This window comes from Pseudomonas sp. 2024-210 (genome assembly GCF_045062345.1).
GTDB lineage: Bacteria > Pseudomonadota > Gammaproteobacteria > Pseudomonadales > Pseudomonadaceae > Aquipseudomonas.
The window spans coordinates 47085-67706 of sequence record NZ_JBJGEJ010000012.1; the positions used below are offsets into that span (position 1 = coordinate 47085).

Below are 20622 nucleotides of genomic sequence, written 5' to 3' on the forward strand. Positions count from 1 at the left end.
CACCTACCGGAAAAGTCCCATGAACAAGACGCCGCTCGCATTGATGCTCACGCTTGGTTTGCTCCACCTCCCACTCTCGGCTATGGCAGCGACTGCGCCACTGGACTTGGTGGGGCCTGTCTCAGACTACAAGATCTACGTGACTGAACAGCTGGATGAGCTGGCCAGCAACACCCAACAATTCACCGATGCAATCAAACAAGGCGATATTGCCACCGCTAAAAAGCTGTATGCGCCCACCCGCGTTTATTATGAATCCATCGAACCGATTGCCGAACTGTTCAGCGACCTTGATGCCTCCATCGACTCTCGGGTCGATGACCACGAAAAGGGCGTCAAGGCTGAAGACTTCACCGGCTTTCATCGCATCGAATACAGCCTCTACTCTGAAAACAGCACCCAAGGTCTGGATGCACTGGCCGATGGTCTGAACAAAGACGTCAAAGACCTGCAAACCCGAGTTGCCGGGCTGACTTTCCCGCCCGACAAAGTGGTAGGCGGTGCGGCGGCATTGATGGAAGAAGTCGCTGCAACGAAGGTAACCGGCGAAGAAGACCGTTACAGCCACACCGACCTCTACGACTTCCAGGGTAACGTCGACGGCGCCAAAAAGATCTTTGAGCTGTTCCGCGCGCCAATTGAACAAGGCGACAAAGCCTTTGCCGCCAAAGTGGATAAAAACTTCGCCACCGTAGACACCATTCTGGCCAAGTACCGCACCCAAGAAGGCGGCTTTGAAACCTATGACAAAGTCAGCGACAACGACCGCAGGGCCTTAATCGGCCCGGTTAATACGTTGGCAGAAGACTTGTCGACCCTGCGCGGCAAACTGGGCTTGAATTAAGTCTTGATACAGATCTCCTGTAGCCGCTGACGAACTCTGCGAGGCTGCGATCGGCGGCAAAGCCGTCATTAACCGGCCGATGCGTTGCCTCAGACGCATCACATTGGCCGGATTGCTGAATTCAGGCTCACCGCGCTCGTATTCATTACGACGATTGCATCGTCGAACGCAGCCTCGCAAAGCTCGTCAGCGGCGACGAGAACTGCATTCACGAGCCTGCACCGCACTAACCGATGTGATGCACGTCACATATCCGCAGGTGGGTTCTGGCGCTTTATCGAGTAGATAGGCGGGTTTACTGACCCAACTCATTGTTTCTATACCCGCTATCGCTGTAAGAAATAACCTTCACGTTAACTATGCGTCGAATAAAAAAACTGACCCTTTGGCCTAGTAAAACCTATTCCTGAATAACACCTGTCTAGTGTTTGGAAAACAGGTGGTGTTGATCCAACTTTCATAGGCTTTTCACAGTTCAGCGTTTAACGTATGGCCATTCCTTCGGCGAAAACCCTCAAGAGTCTGTAGGGAAATCATGTAGATAACGTAAGTCGATGACTTTACCTTTGTAAGTTATAAGCTTTACTCAGTGCGGTATGGCTTTTTGCCGTACTGAGTTATCCGACTTTCACATGAGTCATCTTGTGCCATTGAAATTGACTGGAACGAATACTTTGAAACCCTACCCCATCCAGTGTGTGTCGATCGTCATTCCGGTCTACAACGAAGAAGAGAGTTTGCCTGAGCTGTTGCGCCGCACTGAAGCGGCCTGTGCCCAGTTAACGCAAGCGTACGAAATCGTTCTGGTCGATGACGGTAGCCGCGATGCATCGGCGCAAATTCTTGAAGACGCTGCTGCCCGTGAAGGCAGCCCGGTGGTCGCCGTCATCCTCAATCGCAACTATGGCCAACATGCCGCCATCATGGCCGGTTTTGAGCATTCCAAAGGCGACGTGGTGATTACCCTCGACGCTGACTTGCAAAACCCGCCCGAAGAAATTCCACGGCTGGTGGCTCAGGCTGCGCTGGGTTACGACGTCGTCGGCACGGTGCGCAACAACCGCCAGGACTCTGCCTGGCGTCGCTGGCCGTCACGCTTGATCAACCTGGCCGTACAGCGCTCCACCGGCGTTGCCATGAGCGATTACGGCTGCATGCTGCGCGCCTATCGCCGCTCCATCGTCGAGGCCATGCTCGCCTGCCGCGAACGCAGCACCTTTATCCCGATCCTCGCCAACAGCTTCGCCCGCCACACCACTGAGGTGCTGGTAGAGCACGCCGAGCGCGAGCACGGTGACTCCAAATACAGCCCCATGCGCCTGATCAACCTGATGTTCGACCTGATCACCTGCATGACCACTACGCCTTTGCGTTTGCTGAGCATTATCGGTTTCAGCATGGCGTTGCTGGGCGGCCTGTTTGCCATCCTGCTGATCGTCTTGCGCCTTATTTTCGGTGCGACCTGGGCGGGTGACGGCACCTTTGTCTTGTTCGCCGTGCTGTTTGTGTTTACCGGCGGCCAATTCATCGGCATGGGGCTGCTGGGTGAATACCTCGGTCGCATGTACAGCGACGTTCGGGCCCGCCCGCGTTTCTTTATCGAAAAAATTGTCCGCGCCGAACCACAAGCGCCTGCTGTACACACGAATACCCCGTCTTTTTCTAATACCGCACAGGTTCAATCATGAGTTTGAAAGCCGTTGTTTTTGCCTATCACGATATTGGCTGCACAGGCATCGAAGCCTTGCTCAATGCAGGTTATGAAATTGCTGCGGTGTTTACCCATGCCGACGATCCCAAGGAAAACAACTTCTACGGTTCTGTAGCCCAGCTGTGTGCCCGTAAAGGCATTCCGGTTCACGCACCGGAAGACGCCAACCACCCGCTGTGGATCGAACGTATCGGCAAGCTGAATGCGGATTACATTTTCTCGTTCTACTACCGCAATCTGTTGGGCGAAGAACTGCTCAACAGCGTCAGCAAAGGGGCATTCAACCTGCACGGCTCGTTGCTGCCGCGCTACCGGGGCCGCGCACCGGCCAACTGGGTGCTGGTCAACGGCGAAACCGAAACCGGCGTCACCCTGCACCGCATGGTCAAACGTGCCGATGCAGGCGCCATCATCGCCCAACAGCGCATCAGCATTGAACGCACGGACACTGCGTTGACCCTGCACGGCAAACTGCGCGAAACGGCCGCAAAACTGTTGGCCGAAACCTTGCCACTGCTGCCTGAAGGGCAACTCAAAGAAACCCCGCAAGACGAGTCCAAGGCCACCTATTTTGGTCGTCGCACCGCCGCAGACGGTTTGCTGCAATGGGCTCGCCCGGCCGAAGAGCTGTTCAATCTGGTTCGTGCCGTGACCCAGCCCTACCCTGGCGCATTCTGCGCTGTTGGTGAGCACAAACTGATTGTCTGGGGCGCCGAAGTGGTCGCGGGCAATGGCGGGCACGCGCCGGGGCACGTTATCAGCTGCGACCCACTGCGCATTGCCTGTGGCCAGGATTCGCTGGTGATCACCGCCGGTCAACGCAATGACAACGGTCTGTACCTCAGCGGCCCGCAATTGGCCCGCGAACTGGGTCTGGTTGAAGGTTCACGTTTGCGTGGCAGTGAATCAGGACGTGCACCCCGTCGTACCCGCGTGCTGATTCTGGGTGTCAACGGCTTTATCGGTAACCATTTGTCCGAGCGCCTGCTGCAAGACGACCGGTATGAAGTGTACGGCCTGGACATTGGCTCCGACGCCATTGACCGCCTGCGCAGCCACCCTAACTTCCACTTTGTGGAAGGTGATATCAGCATCCACACCGAGTGGATCGAGTACCACATCAAAAAATGTGACGTGGTCCTGCCGCTGGTAGCCATTGCCACGCCTATCGAGTACACCCGCAATCCGTTGCGCGTATTCGAGCTGGATTTCGAAGAAAACCTTAAGCTGGTGCGCTACTGCGTCAAGTACAACAAGCGCGTGATCTTCCCGTCCACGTCCGAAGTGTATGGCATGTGCCAGGACAAGAATTTCGACGAAGACACTTCTAACCTGATTGTTGGCCCGATCAACAAGCAGCGCTGGATCTACTCCGTGTCCAAGCAACTGCTGGACCGCGTGATCTGGGCCTATGGGCAAAAAGGCCTGAAGTTCACCCTGTTCCGTCCTTTCAACTGGATGGGGCCACGCCTTGACCGTCTGGATTCGGCACGGGTCGGCAGCTCGCGCGCCATTACCCAACTGATTCTGCACTTGGTCGAAGGCACCCCCATTCGCCTCGTCGACGGCGGCGAACAAAAACGCTGCTTCACTGACGTGGCCGACGGTATTGAAGCCCTGGCGCGGATCATCGACAACAAGGGTGGCAAGTGCGACGGCCAGATCATCAACATCGGCAATCCGGACAACGAAGCCAGCATCCGCCAACTGGGCGAAGAGCTGCTGCGTCAGTTCGAAGCGCACCCGCTGCGTGACAACTTCCCGCCGTTTGCCGGTTTCCGTGATGTTGAGAGCCAGTCGTTCTACGGCACGGGCTATCAAGACGTCAGCCACCGTAAGCCAAGCGTAGAAAACGCCCGTCGCTTGATCGACTGGACGCCGACCACCGAGCTCAGCGAGACCATCGCCAAAACCCTGGATTTCTTCCTGCGCGAAGCCATGGTTGAACTCGCGGAAAAACGCTGATGCAGGCTGGACTACGCATTGATGTCGACACCTACCGAGGAACCCGCGAAGGGGTTCCCCGGCTGCTCGACATGCTCGACGAAGCGCAAATCAAAGCCACATTTTTCTTTAGCGTGGGGCCAGACAATATGGGCCGCCATTTATGGCGGCTGATCAAGCCTCAATTCTTCTGGAAAATGATGCGCTCCAAGGCGGCCAGTCTGTACGGCTGGGATATTTTGCTGGCCGGAACTGCCTGGCCTGGCAAACCGATTGGCAAGGACCTGGGGCACTTGATGCGCCAGACCCTCGACGCCGGCCACGAAGTGGGTTTGCATGCCTGGGATCACCACGGCTGGCAAGCCAATGCCGGGCGCTGGAGCGAAGCGCAGTTGATTGAGCAGATCCGTCGCGGTGTCGACACTCTGAGCGACATCACCGGGCAGGCGGTCGAATGCTCGGCCGCCGCCGGCTGGCGCGCTGATGAACGCGTAGTCCTGGCTAAGGAAGCCTTTGGTTTTCGTTACAACAGTGATTGCCGCGGGCACAGCCTGTTTCGGCCAAGATTGGCCGATGGCCGCCTGGGCGCGCCGCAAATCCCTGTCGATTTACCCACGTTCGATGAAGTCGTCGGGCCGCAGATCAGCGCCGCCGACTTCAACGCCTACATTCTTGATCGCTTCAGCCCGCAAAAGCTGAATGCGTACACCATCCACGCTGAAGTAGAAGGGATTCTAATGGCCAACGACTTCCGTCAATTACTGGCGCAGGCCCGTGCCCGCGATATTCATTTTCACCCTCTGCGCGACTTGCTGCCCGCAGCGCTCGACAGCCTGCCCGCGGGGCAATTGAGTCGTGGTGTTCTCGATGGCCGTGAAGGCTGGCTGGGAGTGCAGCAACCATGACGCAGCGCTGGGCAATACCGCTATTGGTTTTGGCTTTTATTGCGTTTTACCTGCTGCCGCTGGGCACCCACGGCTTATGGATCCCGGACGAAACGCGCTATGCGCAAATCGGCCAGCAAATCCTGATCGACGGAAATTGGGTCACCCCGCACTTTATGGACCTGCGCTACTTCGAGAAGCCGATTGCCGGCTACTGGATGATCGCCATCGGGCAGGCCATCTTTGGTGAAAACCTGTTTGGCGTGCGCATCGCGTCGGCCATTGCTACCGGCCTCAGCGTCATGCTGGCGTACCTCGTGGCGCGCCGCTTGTGGAACGACCCGCGCAAAAGTTTTGCCTGCGCGCTGGTGTACATGACCTTTGGCCTGATCGCCGGGCAGGCCGGGTATTCAAACCTCGATCCGCAGTTCACCTGGTGGGTCAACTTGAGCTTGGCAGCCTTATGGTTTGCCGTGGACAGCACCACCACCCGCGGCCGCCTGATCAGTTGGGCGGTGCTGGGTTTTGCCTGCGGCATGGGCTTTATGACCAAGGGCTTTCTGGCCTTTCTGTTGCCAGTATTGATCGCCCTGCCCTACATGATCTGGCAAAAACGCTTTGTCGAACTGGTCAAATACGGCCTGCTTGCCATGCTGGTGGCAGCGATTGTGTCGTTGCCGTGGGTGCTGGCGGTACACGCTCAGGAGCCTGACTACTGGCGCTTTTTCTTCTGGCACGAGCATATCCGCCGCTTTGCCGGTGAAGATGCCCAGCATGGCCGTCCGTGGTGGTTCTATCTGCCGCTGATGGTGGTTTCCAGCTTGCCGTGGGCGGCGCTGCTGCCCGCGACCTTCAAGGATGCGTGGCACAACACGCGTCATCGCGGGGTGGTCTTCCTGCTGCTGTGGATGCTGCTGCCGCTGGCCCTGTTCAGCTTGAGCAAGGGCAAATTGCCGACCTACATCATGCCGTGCCTGTTGCCGTTGGCGCTGCTGCTGGGCCATGCCTTGATGCAACGGGTGGAAACGGCCAAACCGCTGTCCTTGCGCCTTAACGGGCTGCTCAATGTGCTGTTGAGCGGTATCGCGCTGCTGGCACTGGTTTATTTCGAAGTCAAAAAGCCTTTCTACGAAGACGAAACCTTGCACATGAGCCTGTTGGTCATTGTGTTGTTGACGTGGATCGTCACGGGCCTGCTGACGTTCGCCAAACCGCTGAAAATGTGGGCCGCGCCAGCCGTGGCCATGGGCGCGCTGGTCTTGCTGCTCCCGGCAGCGATGCCCAGCAGCGTGGTGCACAACAAAATGCCCGACCAGTTCATTCTTGAGCATGTGCAGGCGTTGTCAGGGGCCAAGCACCTGCTCAGTAACGACCTGGGCGCCGCCTCGGCCTTGTCATGGCGCCTGCGCCGTCCGGATGTGACGCTTTATAACACTCAGGGTGAAGTCAAATACGGCCTGACCTATGACGACGCTAAAGGCAAAAGCCTGGGCCTGGACGAGATTGAGTCGTGGATGACCAACGCACGTCGCGAAGGCCCGGTGGGCGTAGTGATGCGCGTCAAGGACAGCGACGAAAGCCATGAAATGGATTTGCTGCCCAAAGATGGCCTGCGTTATGACGAAGGCAACATGGTGATTTTGATTTTCCCGCAGCGTGCACCATGACACTGGCGTTGCTGCTACTCGCTTGCCTGCTGACCTGCGCTGGCCAGATTGCGCAAAAGTACGCCGTCGAAAGCTGGCGTGGGGTCGAGTCAGGGGTGACGCACAAACTGCGCTCCCCCTGGCTGTGGCTGGCGTTGCTGTGCCTCGGGTTGGGCTTGCTGGTATGGCTGCTGGTGTTGCAACGCCTTGAAGTCGGCATCGCGTACCCGATGCTCAGCCTGAACTTTGTACTGATCACCCTCGTGGCACGCTACCTGTTCAAGGAAACCATCGACCTGCGCCATTGGTGTGGTGTGGGTCTGGTGATTGCCGGGGTGGTTTTGCTGGGGCAACAGGCATGAGTTCGATAAGAGGTTTGGCTTATGCGGCAGGCAGCGTCGCTCTGGTCAGCGGTGCTCAACTGGGCATGCGCTGGAGCATGACGCGCTTGCCTGAACCGGCTCAATGGTTGGCGGCAATCAGTCACGGCGACATCTCTCTGAGCGCATTGGCGGTGGTCGTGGGCGCTATCGCGGCCTATGCCCTGTCGATGCTGTGCTGGTTGCTGGCCTTGCGCGATCTGCCGCTGGGCCGTGCTTATTCGTTATTAAGCATCAGCTACGCGCTGGTCTATCTGCTCGCCGCCAGCGTGCCGGCGTTTCACGAAAGCTTCACCCTTTCAAAAACCCTTGGCGTGACCTTGGTCATTCTGGGGGTGCTTACGATCAACTTTCGACGTACCCCAAGCTCCAGGAACAGTGCATGAAAATCAGTGTATTCGGTAGTGGTTATGTGGGCCTGGTGCAGGCGACCGTTCTGGCTGAAGTCGGCCACGATGTGATTTGCATGGACATTGATCAAAACAAGGTCGAGTTACTACAGCAAGGTCATGTCAGCATTTTTGAGCCGGGTCTTTCCAGCCTGGTGCGCGACAACCTCGAAAGCAAACGCCTGCGCTTCACCAGTGATGAAAAACTCGCGGTGGAACATGGTCAAGTGCTGTTCATCGCAGTCGGTACGCCTCCCAGCGAAGACGGCTCAGCCGACCTCAGGGCGGTGTACTCGGTAGGTGATGCGGTTGCCCGTCACCGTGAAGAGCCACTGATTCTGGTAGAGAAATCCACCGTGCCGGTCGGCACCGGTGATGCGCTCACGGCCCATATCAATAAAGCCCTGAGCATCAGTGGTCGCTCGTTGCAATTTGACGTGGTGTCCAACCCCGAATTCCTCAAGGAAGGTTCAGCCGTCACCGACTGTCGTCGTCCTGATCGCATCATCATTGGCTGCGCCCGTGAAGAAGTCCGCGACGTCATGCGCGACCTGTATGCGCCGTTCAACCGCAACCATGACCGCATCATCTTCATGGATTTGCGCAGCGCTGAGCTGACCAAATACGCCGCCAACTGCATGCTGGCGACCAAGATCAGCTTTATCAACCAGATCGCCGAGCTGGCCGAGCACTTGGGCGCTGACATTGAAGCGGTGCGGCTGGGCATTGGTGCCGACACCCGCATCGGTTATCACTTTATCTACCCAGGCTGCGGCTACGGCGGTTCGTGCTTCCCCAAAGACATGCGTGCACTGATTCACAGCGCTCAGCAAGTCAACTGTTCGAGCGATTTGTTGCAAGCGGTCGAATCCATCAACGAACGGCAAAAACACAAACTCTTTGACCGTATCAATGCGTACTTCAAAGGCGACCTCAAAGGTAAAACCTTCGCCCTGTGGGGCTTGGCGTTCAAACCCAACACCGACGACATGCGCGACGCTCCGAGCCGTGTATTGATGGAGGCTTTGTGGGATGCGGGTGCCGATGTGCGCGCATTCGACCCCGAGGCCATGCAGGAAACCCAGCGCCTGTACGGCGACGAGTTGCGCCTCAGTTTGATGGGCACGCCGGAATCGACGCTTAACGGTGCGGATGCCCTGATCATCTGCACGGAGTGGCAGCAGTTCAAGGCACCGGACTTTGACCTGATCAAACTGCGGCTCAAGACCCCGGTTATTTTCGACGGGCGCAACCTGTATGACGGCGAACGCCTCGCCCGTGCCGGCTTGCAGTACTTCCCGATGGGCCGTGGCGAATCGTGCAACCTGCCCGTTTCACAAGGCTCGACACCGTTGGCCGCAAGCGTTAGGTAAGCCGGAGCAGCACGCCATGCAGGTCATCACTTCAGCTGACGCACTGCGCAGCGTGCATCGCCAGTCTCTGCTGTTGGGGGCACTGGTACTCGTGCTGTTTGTCATGGGGGACCCGCATCAGGCGGCCATCGGCTTTGATTCGCGTTTTGTGTTGTTCGCCAAAGAAATGCTGCGTCACGGGCCGGGGTTCTTCCCCACCACCTATGGCCAGCCTTATGCGGACTACAGCGCAACCTCGACGCTGCTCATTTGGCTGTTGTCCTGGCCGTTCGGCGAGGTCAGCAGCCTGACCGCATGGCTGCCCACGGCTATTGCCGGGGCAGTCATTGTGGCCCTGATGTATCGCCTGGTGGCGCCACAGTCGCGGACGTGGGCGCTGACCAGTGTGGCGATGTTGTTGCTGAGCATGACCTTCATCACTGAAACCCGTTCCGTGTCGCTGGACCAGATGCTCGCTGCGGTCAGCCTGGCCGCGTTTTACCTGGCCTACGCCCACGACCACTTAAGCACCCCGCGTCGGCACGCCGGTTTACTGGCACTGCTGGTACTGGGGTTTGCCATCCGTGGCCCGATAGGGCTGGTGATTCCCACTGGCATACTGTGCAGTTACTTCCTGCTCAGCGGCCAATGTCGACGCCTGCTCAGTGTCGGTCTGCAAGCATTGCTCTTGCTGGTTCTGTGTATTGGCGCCCTATTGCTGCTGGCCTGGGTCAATGGTGGCCAGGCGTTTGTCCAAGATGTCATCCGCATGCAAGTCACCGGGCGGCTAGACGGCACTGAGGGCGCGAGCAGCACGCTTTACTACTTCTCCAGTTCCCTGGGCAACTATGCATTGGCCTATCCGTTGGCCGTGCTGGTATTGATTGCGATCCTGATGAGCCGACGCACACTGTCCGGCCCCCCCTTGAAACTGGTCATTTACTGCCTCGGTGCAGGCTTGGTCGTGATGCTCGGCCTGTCGATACCTCAGGCCAAAAAAGCTCGCTATCTGCTCCCCATGTTGCCCATGGCGGCGATCATTGCTGCTTATCCATTCGCAGGGGTACAGGGGCGCTTATTCGGCGGGCTGCGGAGCCTCATGCAAGGGTTTTTTCTGATCATCCCTGCACTGTTGATGGTGGGCATCATGGTCGCGCGAAAACGCGTGGATCAAGTGTTGCCCTCTCTGGCCGTGGTGTTCGTCATGCTGGGTGGTTTACAGGCCCTTGCGGTTTCACTGCTGTTCAAACCGCAGTGGCGCACCGCCGGGTTGGCGGGCTCTGCGGTCATTGCGCTTTGGGCCAGCTTCATTCTGGTGTTCGAACCCGTTCAGCGCGAGATCTACGACACCCGCACCTTCACCGACAATGCCCTGCGCATGATTGAGCAGGCACCTGCGCCAGTGGTCCTGCATGGCATGGGCAAGGACGCCAAGGCGATCAAGTTTATGGTTAACCTGAACCGTGACCTCATGCCGGCGTTTACACAGACGGCCGTTGAGCTGCAAAACGTGGGCAAACCGGTTTGGGTGGTGATGGATCGCAAGGACTATGTGCAGCTGCATGGAACCCCAGCAGGCGATAGCGCACCGACGTTAAGCGGGCGCTTTGACAAAAATGACTACGTATTGCTGTACCTGCCTTAAAAAGTACTCGTTCACCGTCACAGCCTTGACGCCTGAGCAACGACAGCAGGTAAACTCTGCGCCCTCCTCCTTCACCTTAGGAATACCCATGTCAGGGCTCGAACTGTTTGCCGCCGTACTCGGCGTGGTAGCCGTGTGGTTAACAGTCAAGCAAAACCCCTGGTGCTGGCCTATCGGGTTGGTGATGGTGCTGCTTTATAGCTGGATCTTCTTCGACATCAAGTTGTATTCAAGCATGCTGTTGCAGGTTTTTTTTGCCGTGCTGCAAATCTATGGTTGGTGGCAATGGACGCGGGCAGGTGCGCAGCATCAAGGCCGTGTTGTCTCACGGCTTAGCCATTGGCACATCCTGCTCGGGCTGGCGGCAGGTGCCGTGATCAGCCTTGGGCTAGGGTCTGCTATGGCTCACTGGACCGATTCACAGTTTCCTTGGCCGGATGCCACACTCACGGCTTTCAGTCTGGTGGCTCAACTCTGGATGGCCCAAAAGCGTCTGCAATGCTGGGCTTTGTGGTGCGTCCTCGATGTGCTGTACATGGGCTTTTATGCGTATCAGGACCTTTACCTGACGGCTGGCCTCTACGGCTTGTTCACCGCTATAGCGATTGCCGGCTGGCGTGACTGGCAGCGCGACCCGGCGCTGCGCACATGAAAGTGGTCGTGCTGGCCGGGCCAGAATCGAGCGGTAAAAGTTGGCTGTCGGCGCTGTTGCAACAGCGCTTTGGGGGCATTTTGGTGGGCGAATACGTGCGCTACTTTATTGAGCAAAACCCTCGCGATACCTGCCTTGCGGATATTCCGGCGATCGCACGCGGGCAACTGCAATGGGAAGATGAAGCACGCGCCCAGCAACCCGAACTGCTGATCCTGGACACGCACCTGCTGAGTAATATGCTGTGGAGCCAGGCCCTATTTGGCGACTGCCCGGACTGGCTTGAACCTGAACTGCTCAAGCGCCATTACGACCTGCACTTACTGCTCTCGCCTGAAGGAGTGGAATGGACAGCGGATGGCCAGCGCTGTCAGCCCTCGCTGGCTGAGCGGCAGAAGTTCTTCAACGACAGCTATCAATGGTTGAGTCACCATCAACAACCGTTGTCAGTGATCACCGGCGATTGGCAGGCTCGCCAACTTAGCGCCTGCGCGGCAGTCGAGCAGTTGCTCACAGGCGCATGAGCGTCTGTCAGCGAATCTGATGCTTGTGCAGCAAGCGATAAAACGTCGGTCGTGACACGCCCAGCACCTTGGCCGCCATGCTCAGGTTGCGGCTGTAGCGATGCAAGACATCGCACAATGCCTGACGCTCGGCCTGGTCTTTGTAATGGGCAAGCGTGCCTATTGATTCTGTTGACTCCTTTTTGCAGGCCAATCCCAGGTCGCCCGCTTCGATCTGTCTTCCTTGCGCCTGCGCCAGCCCCTGACGCACCCGATTTGCCAATTCTCTGACGTTACCTGGCCAGTCGTGAATGCCCATCGCCATTAATGCATCCTTACTGAAAGTACGTGGGCGGCGACCCACCTCCAGACTGTAAAAACGGGAAAAATGGTTGGCCAGAACTTCGAGGTCGCCATGCCGATCACGCAAGGGCGCGACGCTTACCTGCAACACATTGAGCCGGTAGTACAGGTCAGCCCGGAAACGACCGCTGTTGATCTCGGCTTCAAGATCCACAGCCGTCGCTGCCAGCACGCGCACATCAATCGCTATCGGCTGACTGCTGCCCACCCGCCGTATCTGTTTCTCAAGTAAAAAGCGCCTCAAACTGGCTTGTAACTCCGGGGTGAGCTCTTCGATCTCGTCCAGAAACAAGGTGCCACCATTGGTGGCCTCAATCAGCCCGATCTTGCGCTCAATACCACTGAACGGTCCTGCGTCATGGCCGAACAGCTGTGTTTCCAGCAGGTGGGATGGCACCACCGCGCAGTTAATCGCGACAAATGGCTGTTCTTGGCGTCGGGACTGATGGTGCAAGGTCATGGCCACCCTTTTTTTACCGGTGCCAGTTTCACCTTGAATCAATACGGGAGACTCGGCGATGGCGTATTTGCTCAATAGCGTACGCAAGTCCTGCATCGGATGACTTTCGCCGAGCAACTGGTAGTCGGGGATATACACCGGGGGCGCGCTCTGATTGCGCAGGTGCACCATGCCGCTCGTTCTACCGAGGGTCACCGCCAATCTCTGCACATCAAAAGGCAACGTATGAAAATCATAAAACCATTCACATACGAAGTTGCCCACATTGCTCACCGCCAAATCGTCAGGGCTGACAACCGCAATCCACTCAATGCCGCTGAGCCTGATCATTTGTTTGACCGATTCGGGGCGTATCAAATGCCCGGCATCTAGCCGAATCAAGCCCACGTCGCACGCATGCTCAGCAGCGGTGGCCAAACTGGCAAACTCCATTGTCCAGCCCATCGCTTGCAATTCGGGCATTATTTGGTGACATTCTTTATGAGGATCAATGACTAAGAGGCGGCGCGAAGAGGGCGTAGCAAGCATGTCATTTCCTTGGCGCCAAAAAATAAAAGAACTTCTAAAACAGCATGTTGCTGAGCATAAACGTAACAATAGCAAAATATTGACGCTTTCTTGGATCGTTTATTTATAAGCGTTATAGCGAATTGAAAGGTGCATTTAAGCCTGACCTGTGATTTTTCAAAACCAATGAAAACTTGATTCACATCATCCTTAAGCAGATGGCTTTAAAAAAAATAAGAAAGTGTGTGACCTGAGTACGGTCTGGAGGCATCAGTACAAGTAACCAACCGAACGGTACGCCCAGCCGACGGTTAATCACTTGATGGGCACACTTGAGAGCACACCCTATGAACGCCCCGCTCCGTTTCAACGAAGCACTTTTGATTGCCGGACACGCCTTTGAACCTTTTCAATGCGTCGCCTGGGCTCCCCAGGAGGGTCACGGCGAATTGAGCCTGACGGTCATTGACCGAATCAGCAACCGCATCGGCCGCAAACAAATTCCGCGCAGCGCCTGCGCCGACGCTGCCCAACTGGAAGATTTATTGACTCAAGCCCGCAACGAGCTGAGCAATGAAGGCTACACCTTGCAGCCTTGGGTCATGCCAGCGTGATTCGCTATTGTCCTTATGGGAGCGAACGCGCTTCGCTTCTATAAGGACGCTGTTTCATCGATGTGTACGTAATCAATTGCCAGCTCTGTCGCCATCTGCCGCGATTTTCCCAGCCGTATAGGCCCGCGTTCGATATCGATCAAAATTCCCGGACACGCCAACACCGGCAGTGTCGACCACGCTTTCAAGCGTCCGTCGGTCAGCAGCAAAAAACGTTGTTGCTCGTGCGGTAACTGCTTACGGCGCAACCTCAACCATCCCGCTACGTCTTCCAGCGCCTGCAGCAGCGGCGTACCGCCACCGGAACCCAGCGTGGCCAGCCAGTCGTCCAGCCTTTTCGATGCCTTGGCGCCGCTGACCTGCCATTGCGGGCTGTTGCCACTGGCTTGCAACACGGCCACTCGAACGCGTTGACGATAAGCGTCCTCAAACACCTGCGCCAACAAGCCCTTGGCATCGCTCAAAGCCTGATGACGTCGCGTTGAGGCCGAGGCATCGACCACCACCACCCACGTTTCTTGCGCGGCGTTTTGTCGGGTTTTGAAGGCCAGATCGGCGGCCTCGCGCGGGCGTCCGCGCAACAAGGTCTGCACCCAGTCAACGGTGCCTTCGCCAGCACGGCGGCTGGCGCCCAACGTGCCTTGAGCGTGGGCACCCGCTCGGGGTTTGGCATCCGCCCCCGCACGGGGATGGGGACGAATGCCTAGGGCTTTTTTGGCCAGCTCGGCACTTCACGGCGCACGCCCATGCTTTGCGGTTGAGCGGGCATTTCTCCCCACTGGCCTTGTCCTGAGGCTTGCGAGGAGCCGTTAGCCGGTGGAGGCGATTGCGGCTGTTCAGGGGTCGGCGCAGGCTTGCTGATTTCGCGGCGGCGATGGCGCAAGGCGAACTCGGCGACCGCCTCGATATCGTCTTCACTGATCGTTTGTGCCCCCCGCCAGGCTGCATGGGCACGAGCGGCCCGCAACCAGACCAGATCAGCCCGCATACCGTCAACGCCTGCGGCGAAGCAGCGCTCGGTAATCAGTGCCAACGATTGATCGTCCAGTTCGATGCCTTGTAAACGTTCACGTGCTTGCTGGCAGCGTTCTGCCAGCGCGACTTGCTCGGGTGCCCACTGCGCACAAAAGGCGTGCGGGTCGGCATCAAACTGCAAGCGACGGCGAATGATTGCGGCACGTTCTGCCGGTGGCGGCTGCCCGATCATGGCGACGTTAAAGCCAAAGCGATCCAGCAACTGTGGACGCAGCTCGCCTTCTTCAGGGTTCATGGTGCCAATCAATACGAAGCGCGCCGTATGGCGATGTGAAATGCCATCACGCTCAACCACGTTGGTGCCACTGGCGGCTACATCCAGCAGCAGGTCAACCAGATGATCAGCCAGCAGATTGACTTCATCAACGTACAGCACGCCGCCGTCTGCTTTGGCCAGAACGCCAGGCGAGAACTGTGCTCTGCCTTGGCCCAGCGCCGCGTCCAGATCAAGGGTACCAATCAAGCGCTCTTCGGTTGCGCCCAGGGGCAAGGTGACGAACTGGCCGCTGGCGAGCAAGTCAGCGAGGCCGCGAGCCAGCGTGGACTTGGCCATGCCGCGCGGACCTTCAATCAGCACACCGCCGATTTTCGGGTCAATCGCGGTCAAGCACAGCGCAAGCTTCAGATCGTCGGCGCCGACCACCGCGGATAACGGGAAATGGGGGATGTCAGTCATGTGGATGTTCCGAAAATGGTTTAAATCGCTTCCCCTCACCCTAGCCCTCTCCCGGAGGGAGAGGGAACCGATGGGGGAATATTGAAGATTGATGCTAGGTCAGTCCCCTCTCCCTCTGGGAGAGGGCTAGGGTGAGGGCCGGCCGCACCCTCAATCTTCCTCTATATCGAGCAACAGATTTTCAAGCGCCTCTTTATACTCGCCCGGGTCACTCCACAGCCCACGTTGCTGGGCTTCGAGCATCCGTTCAGTCATGTCACGCAACGCGTGCGGATTGTGCTGCTGAACAAACTCACGCGTATCCGGATCGAGTAAATAGGCATCGGCCAGCAACGCGTATTGATGGTCGTCGATCAAATGGGTGGTCGCATCAAAGGCAAACAGGTTATCCAGCGTGGCCGCCATTTCAAAGGCGCCTTTGTAGCCGTGGCGCTTAACCCCGTCAATCCACTTGGGATTGGCTGCCCTTGAACGAATCACCCGGTTCAATTCTTCTTTGAGCGTACGAATTTTGGGCAAGTCCGGCTGGCTGTGATCACCGTGGTAGCTGGCCGCCTGTTCACCGCTCAAACTTTCGACCGCCGCCAGCATGCCTCCCTGAAACTGGTAGTAATCGTTGGAATCGAGCACGTCATGCTCACGGTTGTCCTGATTTTGCACCACGGCCTGCACCTGACTCAGGCGCTGAGCAAACTGGCCACGGGCGGCGGTGCCTTCATCACTGGCGCCATAGGCATACCCGCCCCAGTTCAGATACACCTCGGCCAGATCCTCTCGACTCTGCCACAACCGGCCATCAATGGCGTTTTGCACGCCTGCGCCATAGGCACCGGGTTTAGCACCAAAAATGCGCCACCCGGCCTGACGTGCCGCCACTTCCGGGCTCAGCCCTTCGCTTTCAAGTTGCGCACGCTCGCTGCGCACTTTCGCTGCCAACGGGTTCAGGTCATCCGGCTCATCCAGCGCTGCCACCGCCTGCACAGCCGCATCGAACAAACGGATCAGGTTGGCAAACGCGTCCCTGAAGAACCCGGACACGCGCAAGGTCACATCCACTCGGGGTCGATCCAGCAAGCTGACCGGCAAGATCTCGAAGTCATCGACCCGTTGACTGCCCGTCGCCCACACCGGGCGTACGCCCATCAAGGCCATCGCCTGAGCAATATCATCGCCGCCAGTGCGCATGGTTGCCGTGCCCCACACCGACAGGCCTAGCTGGCGCAGGTGGTCGCCGTGATCCTGCAAATGGCGTTCGAGAATCAGGTTGGCCGACTGAAAGCCAATCCGCCAGGCCGTGGTCGTGGGCAAATTGCGCACGTCCACGGAAAAGAAGTTACGCCCGGTGGGCAACACATCCAGTCGCCCACGACTCGGCGCACCGCTAGGCCCCGCCGGCACAAAACGGCCGCTCAAGGCGTCCAGCAAGCCCTGCATTTCCGCAGGGCCGCAGGCATCAAGCCGGGGTGCAACCACTTCCAGCAAGGCGTCGAAAATGGCGCGAACATCCGTCCATAGATCGCTGTCAGGTAGTTGCAGCTCACCCAGCAACGCTTGTTCGATCAACTGCGCAGCGTACAACTCAAGGCGCTCACGGGCATCCCCGGCGGTGCGCCACAACGAGTCGCAAACCGCTTGCAGCTCGGGGGGTTGCCGCGCAGTCCAGGGTTCAGCCAACGCACAGTCGAGTGGGTCAAAGCCCATCTCAAAAGCTTTGGCCAGGGCGCGTAATAGACTCGACTGCGCGCCCCGCCCATCGCCCCGTGGAATACGCAACAGGGCCAGTAAAGTGTCTATGCGCAAACGCCCGGCTGGCGATTCACCGAAGATGTGCAGACCGTCACGGATTTGTGATTCCTTGAGATCACACAAGTAGGTGTCCAGCCGGGGCAGCCAGATAGCCGCATCAGCGTCACTGTCGAGTTGTTCGTCAAGTTGCAGCTCGCGGTCGATCCGGGTTTCCCGTACCAGCTTGAGAATGTCGCGCTGCAATTCGCGGGCACGGCGCGGGTCCAGCAACTGCGCTTCGTAATACTCGTCGGCCAGCAGTTCCAGATCACGTAAAGGCCCGTAGGTTTCAGCCCGGGTTAGAGGCGGCATCAAGTGATCGATAATCACCGCTTGAGTGCGCCGCTTGGCTTGCGCACCTTCGCCGGGGTCGTTGACGATAAACGGATACACATTGGGCATCGGCCCAAGGATCGCGTCCGGCCAACAGTGCTCGGACAGCCCGACGCCCTTGCCCGGCAACCATTCCAGATTGCCGTGCTTACCGACATGCACCACTGCGTGAGCGCCGTAGGTGTGGCGCAGCCAGAAATAAAACGCCAGATAAGCATGCGGCGGCACCAGATCCGGATCGTGATACACCGCGCTGGCGTCAACCTGATAGCCACGCGCCGGTTGAATCCCGACAAAGGTCAGGCCAAAGCGCAGACCGGCAATCATCATTCGTCCGTCACGGAACATCGGATCACTGTGGGGCTCACCCCAGCGCTCGGTCACCGCTTGCCGATTGGCCTCGGGCAAGGCTTTGAACATCGCCAGGTACTCATCGAGCGCCAGACTTTGCAGGCACGGACGCAGATCGAGGCTGTCCAGGTCGTTACTCACCCCACCCAGCAACTGCGCAATCAACTCAGTGCCGCTGTCTGGTAACTGACAATCAAGCGGATACCCTTCAAGGTGCAAGGCCCGCAAGATATTCAGTGCGGCGGCCGGCGTGTCCAGTCCGACGCCATTGCCAATGCGGCCATCGCGGGTCGGATAGTTGGCCAGAATCAGGGCGATGCGCTTGTCCGCATTATCAACGCGGGCCAGCTCAATCCAGCGCCGGGCCAGTTCAGCGACAAAATCCATGCGCTCCGGTTGCGCTCGATAGCACACCACGTCCGACTGACTGCGCTCACTGCGCCAGGCCAGATCCTTGAAGCTGATCGGGCGGCTGATGATCCGCCCGTCCAGCTCAGGCAGCGCAATGTGCATGGCCAGGTCCCGAGGGCCGAGGCCTTGCTCACTGTCACGCCAGCCGGGTTCGTTATCCTGAGCGCAAATGGCTTGAATCACCGGGATATTGCGCCGGAACGGACGCAGGTGCGGCGCTTCCGGGCTGGACTGTGCAAAGCCGGTGGTGTTCAGAATGACACCCGCGTCCACCTCATCCAGCAGGTCCTGTACCACGGCCAAACAGCCCGGCTCTTTGAGGCTGGCCACCGCGATGGGCAAGGGATTGAGCCCCGCGGCCTGCAAACGTTGGCAAAACACGTCGACAAACGCGGTGTTGGCCGCTTGCAAGTGAGAGCGATAGAACAACACTGCGGCCACGGGTTGCCCGGCCAGCCAGTCGGCTTGCCAATGCGTGAGCTGCGGGCTGGAATGGGCCGGGTGATAGATCGCGGTACGCGGCAGGGTGTGTGGTTCGTCCCACTCATAGTCACGCCCCAACCATTGGCTGGCCAGGCAGCGATAGAGTTGCAACGCGTTATGCCGCCCGCCCTGACGCAAAAAATGCCAAAGCCGTTCACCCTCTTCTGCAGGCACAGTGCTTAGACCGCTGAGTTCCGGGTCGGGGCGATCATCGCCCGGCACCAGAATCAACGTGACGCCGCGTTCAGCCAGTTGCATGAGGCGCTCAATGCCATAGCGCCAATAGCCAATGCCGCCGTGCAACGACAGCAGTATCACCTTCGCGTGTTGGAGCACCTGATCAACGTAAAGGTCGACCGAGCCATGGTTTTGCACCTGCATCGGGTTGGCCAGACGCAGGCTTGGATAATCTTCAGGCAACTGCTGCGCCGCTTCGGCCAGCAGTGCCAGGCTTGAATCGCCACTGCACAGGATCACCAGCTCGGCAGGTGTCTGGCCTAAATCGGCAATGTTATCGTCCGATACAAAGCCACCGGGCTGAGTCCTGAGCAAATGCATGGCTTATACGCTCAACGCTGTACGCAAGGTGGATTCGAGCAATGCGGCGTCAAGGTCTTGACCGATCAATACCAGCTTGGTGTTGCGCGCCTCATCGGCGCCCCAGGCACGGTCGAAGTGTTTGTCAAAACGCGTGCCCACGCCCTGTATCAGCAACCGCATCGGCTTGCCCGGGATCGCAGCGAAACCCTTGACCCGCAGAATGCCGTGCTTAACCACCAGCGCGTTCAAGGCGTCCATCAACAGGCGCTCTTCAGCTTGCGGCAGTTCGATGGAGATGGAGTCAAACGCATCGTGGTCGTGATCGTCATGGTCATCATCGCCATCGTGATGATGATCATGGTGACTGTGACGGCCATCAATATGGTCTTCAGAACCCGCACCCAGCCCCAGCAACACGTCCAGTGGCAAGCGACCGCTGCTGGCCTCAATGACTTTCACCGCCGGTGGCAGTTCTTCAGCGACTTCGGCGCGCACTTTGGCCAGGTCCTCAGGGCTGATCAGATCGGCCTTGTTGAGGATCACCAAGTCAGCGCTGGCCAGTTGGTCTGCAAAGAGTTCGTGCAGGGGCGATTCGTGGTCAAGATTGGGGTCAAGCTTGCGCTGGGCATCGACTTGATCCGGAAAGGCCGCGAATGTACCGGCCGCCACGGCAGGGCTGTCGACCACGGTAATCACGGCATCTACCGTACAGGCGCTGCGGATTTCCGGCCATTGGAAGGCTTGCACCAAAGGTTTTGGCAGGGCCAGGCCAGAGGTTTCGATCAGGATATGGTCGATATCCCCACGCCGGGCTACCAACTCGCGCATCACCGGAAAGAACTCTTCCTGCACGGTGCAGCACAAACAACCGTTGGCCAGTTCATAGACCCGACCGTTGGCCTCTTCTTCGGTACAACCGATGGAGCATTGCTTGAGGATTTCACCGTCGATGCCCAACTCGCCGAATTCATTGACGATCACGGCAATGCGACGGCCTTGAGCGTTGTCCAGCATATGGCGCAGCAAGGTGGTTTTGCCCGAGCCGAGAAAGCCGGTGACGATGGTGACGGGGGTTTTGGCCAGTGTTTTCATCGGATGCCCTTTGGCAAAGCGG

General features: G+C 58.2%; 17 protein-coding genes. 12 read left to right on the top strand and 5 right to left on the bottom strand.

The window, feature by feature from the left end:
• The first annotated feature begins 19 nt into the window (after positions 1–19).
• The 11 genes from efeO to ACI7MX_RS16590 all read left to right on the top strand — a co-directional run bounded on the left by efeO (position 20) and on the right by ACI7MX_RS16590 (position 11971).
• Positions 20–844, top strand: a complete 825-nt coding sequence (efeO, locus tag ACI7MX_RS16540; RefSeq protein WP_314485162.1) for an iron uptake system protein EfeO — start codon at positions 20–22, stop codon at positions 842–844.
• Positions 845–1518: 674 nt separating this feature from the next.
• Positions 1519–2532 carry an undecaprenyl-phosphate 4-deoxy-4-formamido-L-arabinose transferase gene (arnC, locus tag ACI7MX_RS16545; RefSeq protein ID WP_314485160.1) on the top strand — a complete coding sequence of 338 codons (1014 nt, stop codon included), beginning with the start codon at positions 1519–1521 and terminating at the stop codon, positions 2530–2532.
• Positions 2529–4520 carry a bifunctional UDP-4-amino-4-deoxy-L-arabinose formyltransferase/UDP-glucuronic acid oxidase ArnA gene (gene arnA, locus ACI7MX_RS16550; protein ID WP_314485157.1) on the top strand — a complete coding sequence of 664 codons (1992 nt, stop codon included), beginning with the start codon at positions 2529–2531 and terminating at the stop codon, positions 4518–4520. The genes arnC and arnA overlap by 4 nt, the downstream gene beginning before the upstream one ends.
• The gene (gene arnD, locus ACI7MX_RS16555; RefSeq protein WP_314485155.1) at positions 4520–5404 is read left to right on the top strand and encodes a 4-deoxy-4-formamido-L-arabinose-phosphoundecaprenol deformylase; all 885 of its coding nucleotides are present in this window, start codon (positions 4520–4522) and stop codon (positions 5402–5404) included. The genes arnA and arnD overlap by 1 nt, the downstream gene beginning before the upstream one ends.
• Positions 5401–7050, top strand: a complete 1650-nt coding sequence (arnT, locus tag ACI7MX_RS16560) for a lipid IV(A) 4-amino-4-deoxy-L-arabinosyltransferase (RefSeq protein WP_314485152.1) — start codon at positions 5401–5403, stop codon at positions 7048–7050. Before arnD ends, arnT begins: the two co-directional genes overlap by 4 nt.
• Positions 7047–7391, top strand: a complete 345-nt coding sequence (gene arnE / locus ACI7MX_RS16565; RefSeq protein WP_314485149.1) for a 4-amino-4-deoxy-L-arabinose-phosphoundecaprenol flippase subunit ArnE — start codon at positions 7047–7049, stop codon at positions 7389–7391. The genes arnT and arnE overlap by 4 nt, the downstream gene beginning before the upstream one ends.
• Complete coding sequence (gene arnF / locus ACI7MX_RS16570) at positions 7388–7795, top strand: 4-amino-4-deoxy-L-arabinose-phosphoundecaprenol flippase subunit ArnF (RefSeq protein ID WP_405585640.1); 408 nt, start codon at positions 7388–7390, stop codon at positions 7793–7795. The genes arnE and arnF overlap by 4 nt, the downstream gene beginning before the upstream one ends.
• Positions 7792–9171 (top strand): UDP-glucose dehydrogenase family protein, encoded by a 1380-nt coding sequence (locus ACI7MX_RS16575; RefSeq protein ID WP_405585643.1) that lies wholly within the window; start codon positions 7792–7794, stop codon positions 9169–9171. The genes arnF and ACI7MX_RS16575 overlap by 4 nt, the downstream gene beginning before the upstream one ends.
• A gap of 16 nt (positions 9172–9187) precedes the next feature.
• Entirely contained in the window at positions 9188–10795 is a 1608-nt protein-coding gene (locus tag ACI7MX_RS16580; protein ID WP_405585646.1) for an ArnT family glycosyltransferase, read from the top strand.
• Positions 10796–10883: 88 nt separating this feature from the next.
• The gene (gene pnuC / locus ACI7MX_RS16585) at positions 10884–11447 is read left to right on the top strand and encodes a nicotinamide riboside transporter PnuC (RefSeq protein ID WP_314485137.1); all 564 of its coding nucleotides are present in this window, start codon (positions 10884–10886) and stop codon (positions 11445–11447) included.
• Positions 11444–11971 (top strand): AAA family ATPase, encoded by a 528-nt coding sequence (locus ACI7MX_RS16590; protein WP_405585651.1) that lies wholly within the window; start codon positions 11444–11446, stop codon positions 11969–11971. The genes pnuC and ACI7MX_RS16590 overlap by 4 nt, the downstream gene beginning before the upstream one ends.
• A gap of 7 nt (positions 11972–11978) precedes the next feature.
• Here ACI7MX_RS16590 and ACI7MX_RS16595 read toward each other — a convergent pair whose 3' ends face one another.
• Positions 11979–13301, bottom strand: a complete 1323-nt coding sequence (locus ACI7MX_RS16595; RefSeq protein ID WP_405585654.1) for a sigma 54-interacting transcriptional regulator — start codon at positions 13299–13301, stop codon at positions 11979–11981.
• Between the two features lie 326 nt (positions 13302–13627).
• Between ACI7MX_RS16595 and ACI7MX_RS16600 the strand changes: the two genes are divergently transcribed.
• A complete protein-coding gene (locus ACI7MX_RS16600) occupies positions 13628–13894 on the top strand; it encodes a hypothetical protein (RefSeq protein ID WP_314485130.1) in 267 nt (88 codons plus the stop codon).
• A gap of 38 nt (positions 13895–13932) precedes the next feature.
• On the opposite strand, the gene ACI7MX_RS16605 is transcribed toward ACI7MX_RS16600, so the two are convergent.
• The 4 genes from ACI7MX_RS16605 to cobW form a co-directional block, all read right to left on the bottom strand.
• Positions 13933–14529, bottom strand: coding sequence for a vWA domain-containing protein (locus ACI7MX_RS16605; protein ID WP_405585657.1), 597 nt, complete (start codon positions 14527–14529; stop codon positions 13933–13935).
• 68 nt (positions 14530–14597) lie between these two features.
• A complete protein-coding gene (locus ACI7MX_RS16610; RefSeq protein WP_405585660.1) occupies positions 14598–15605 on the bottom strand; it encodes an ATP-binding protein in 1008 nt (335 codons plus the stop codon).
• Between the two features lie 150 nt (positions 15606–15755).
• The gene (cobN, locus tag ACI7MX_RS16615) at positions 15756–19526 is read right to left on the bottom strand and encodes a cobaltochelatase subunit CobN (RefSeq protein ID WP_314485124.1); all 3771 of its coding nucleotides are present in this window, start codon (positions 19524–19526) and stop codon (positions 15756–15758) included.
• Between the two features lie 3 nt (positions 19527–19529).
• The gene (cobW, locus tag ACI7MX_RS16620; RefSeq protein ID WP_314485121.1) at positions 19530–20600 is read right to left on the bottom strand and encodes a cobalamin biosynthesis protein CobW; all 1071 of its coding nucleotides are present in this window, start codon (positions 20598–20600) and stop codon (positions 19530–19532) included.
• Positions 20601–20622 lie beyond the last annotated feature (22 nt).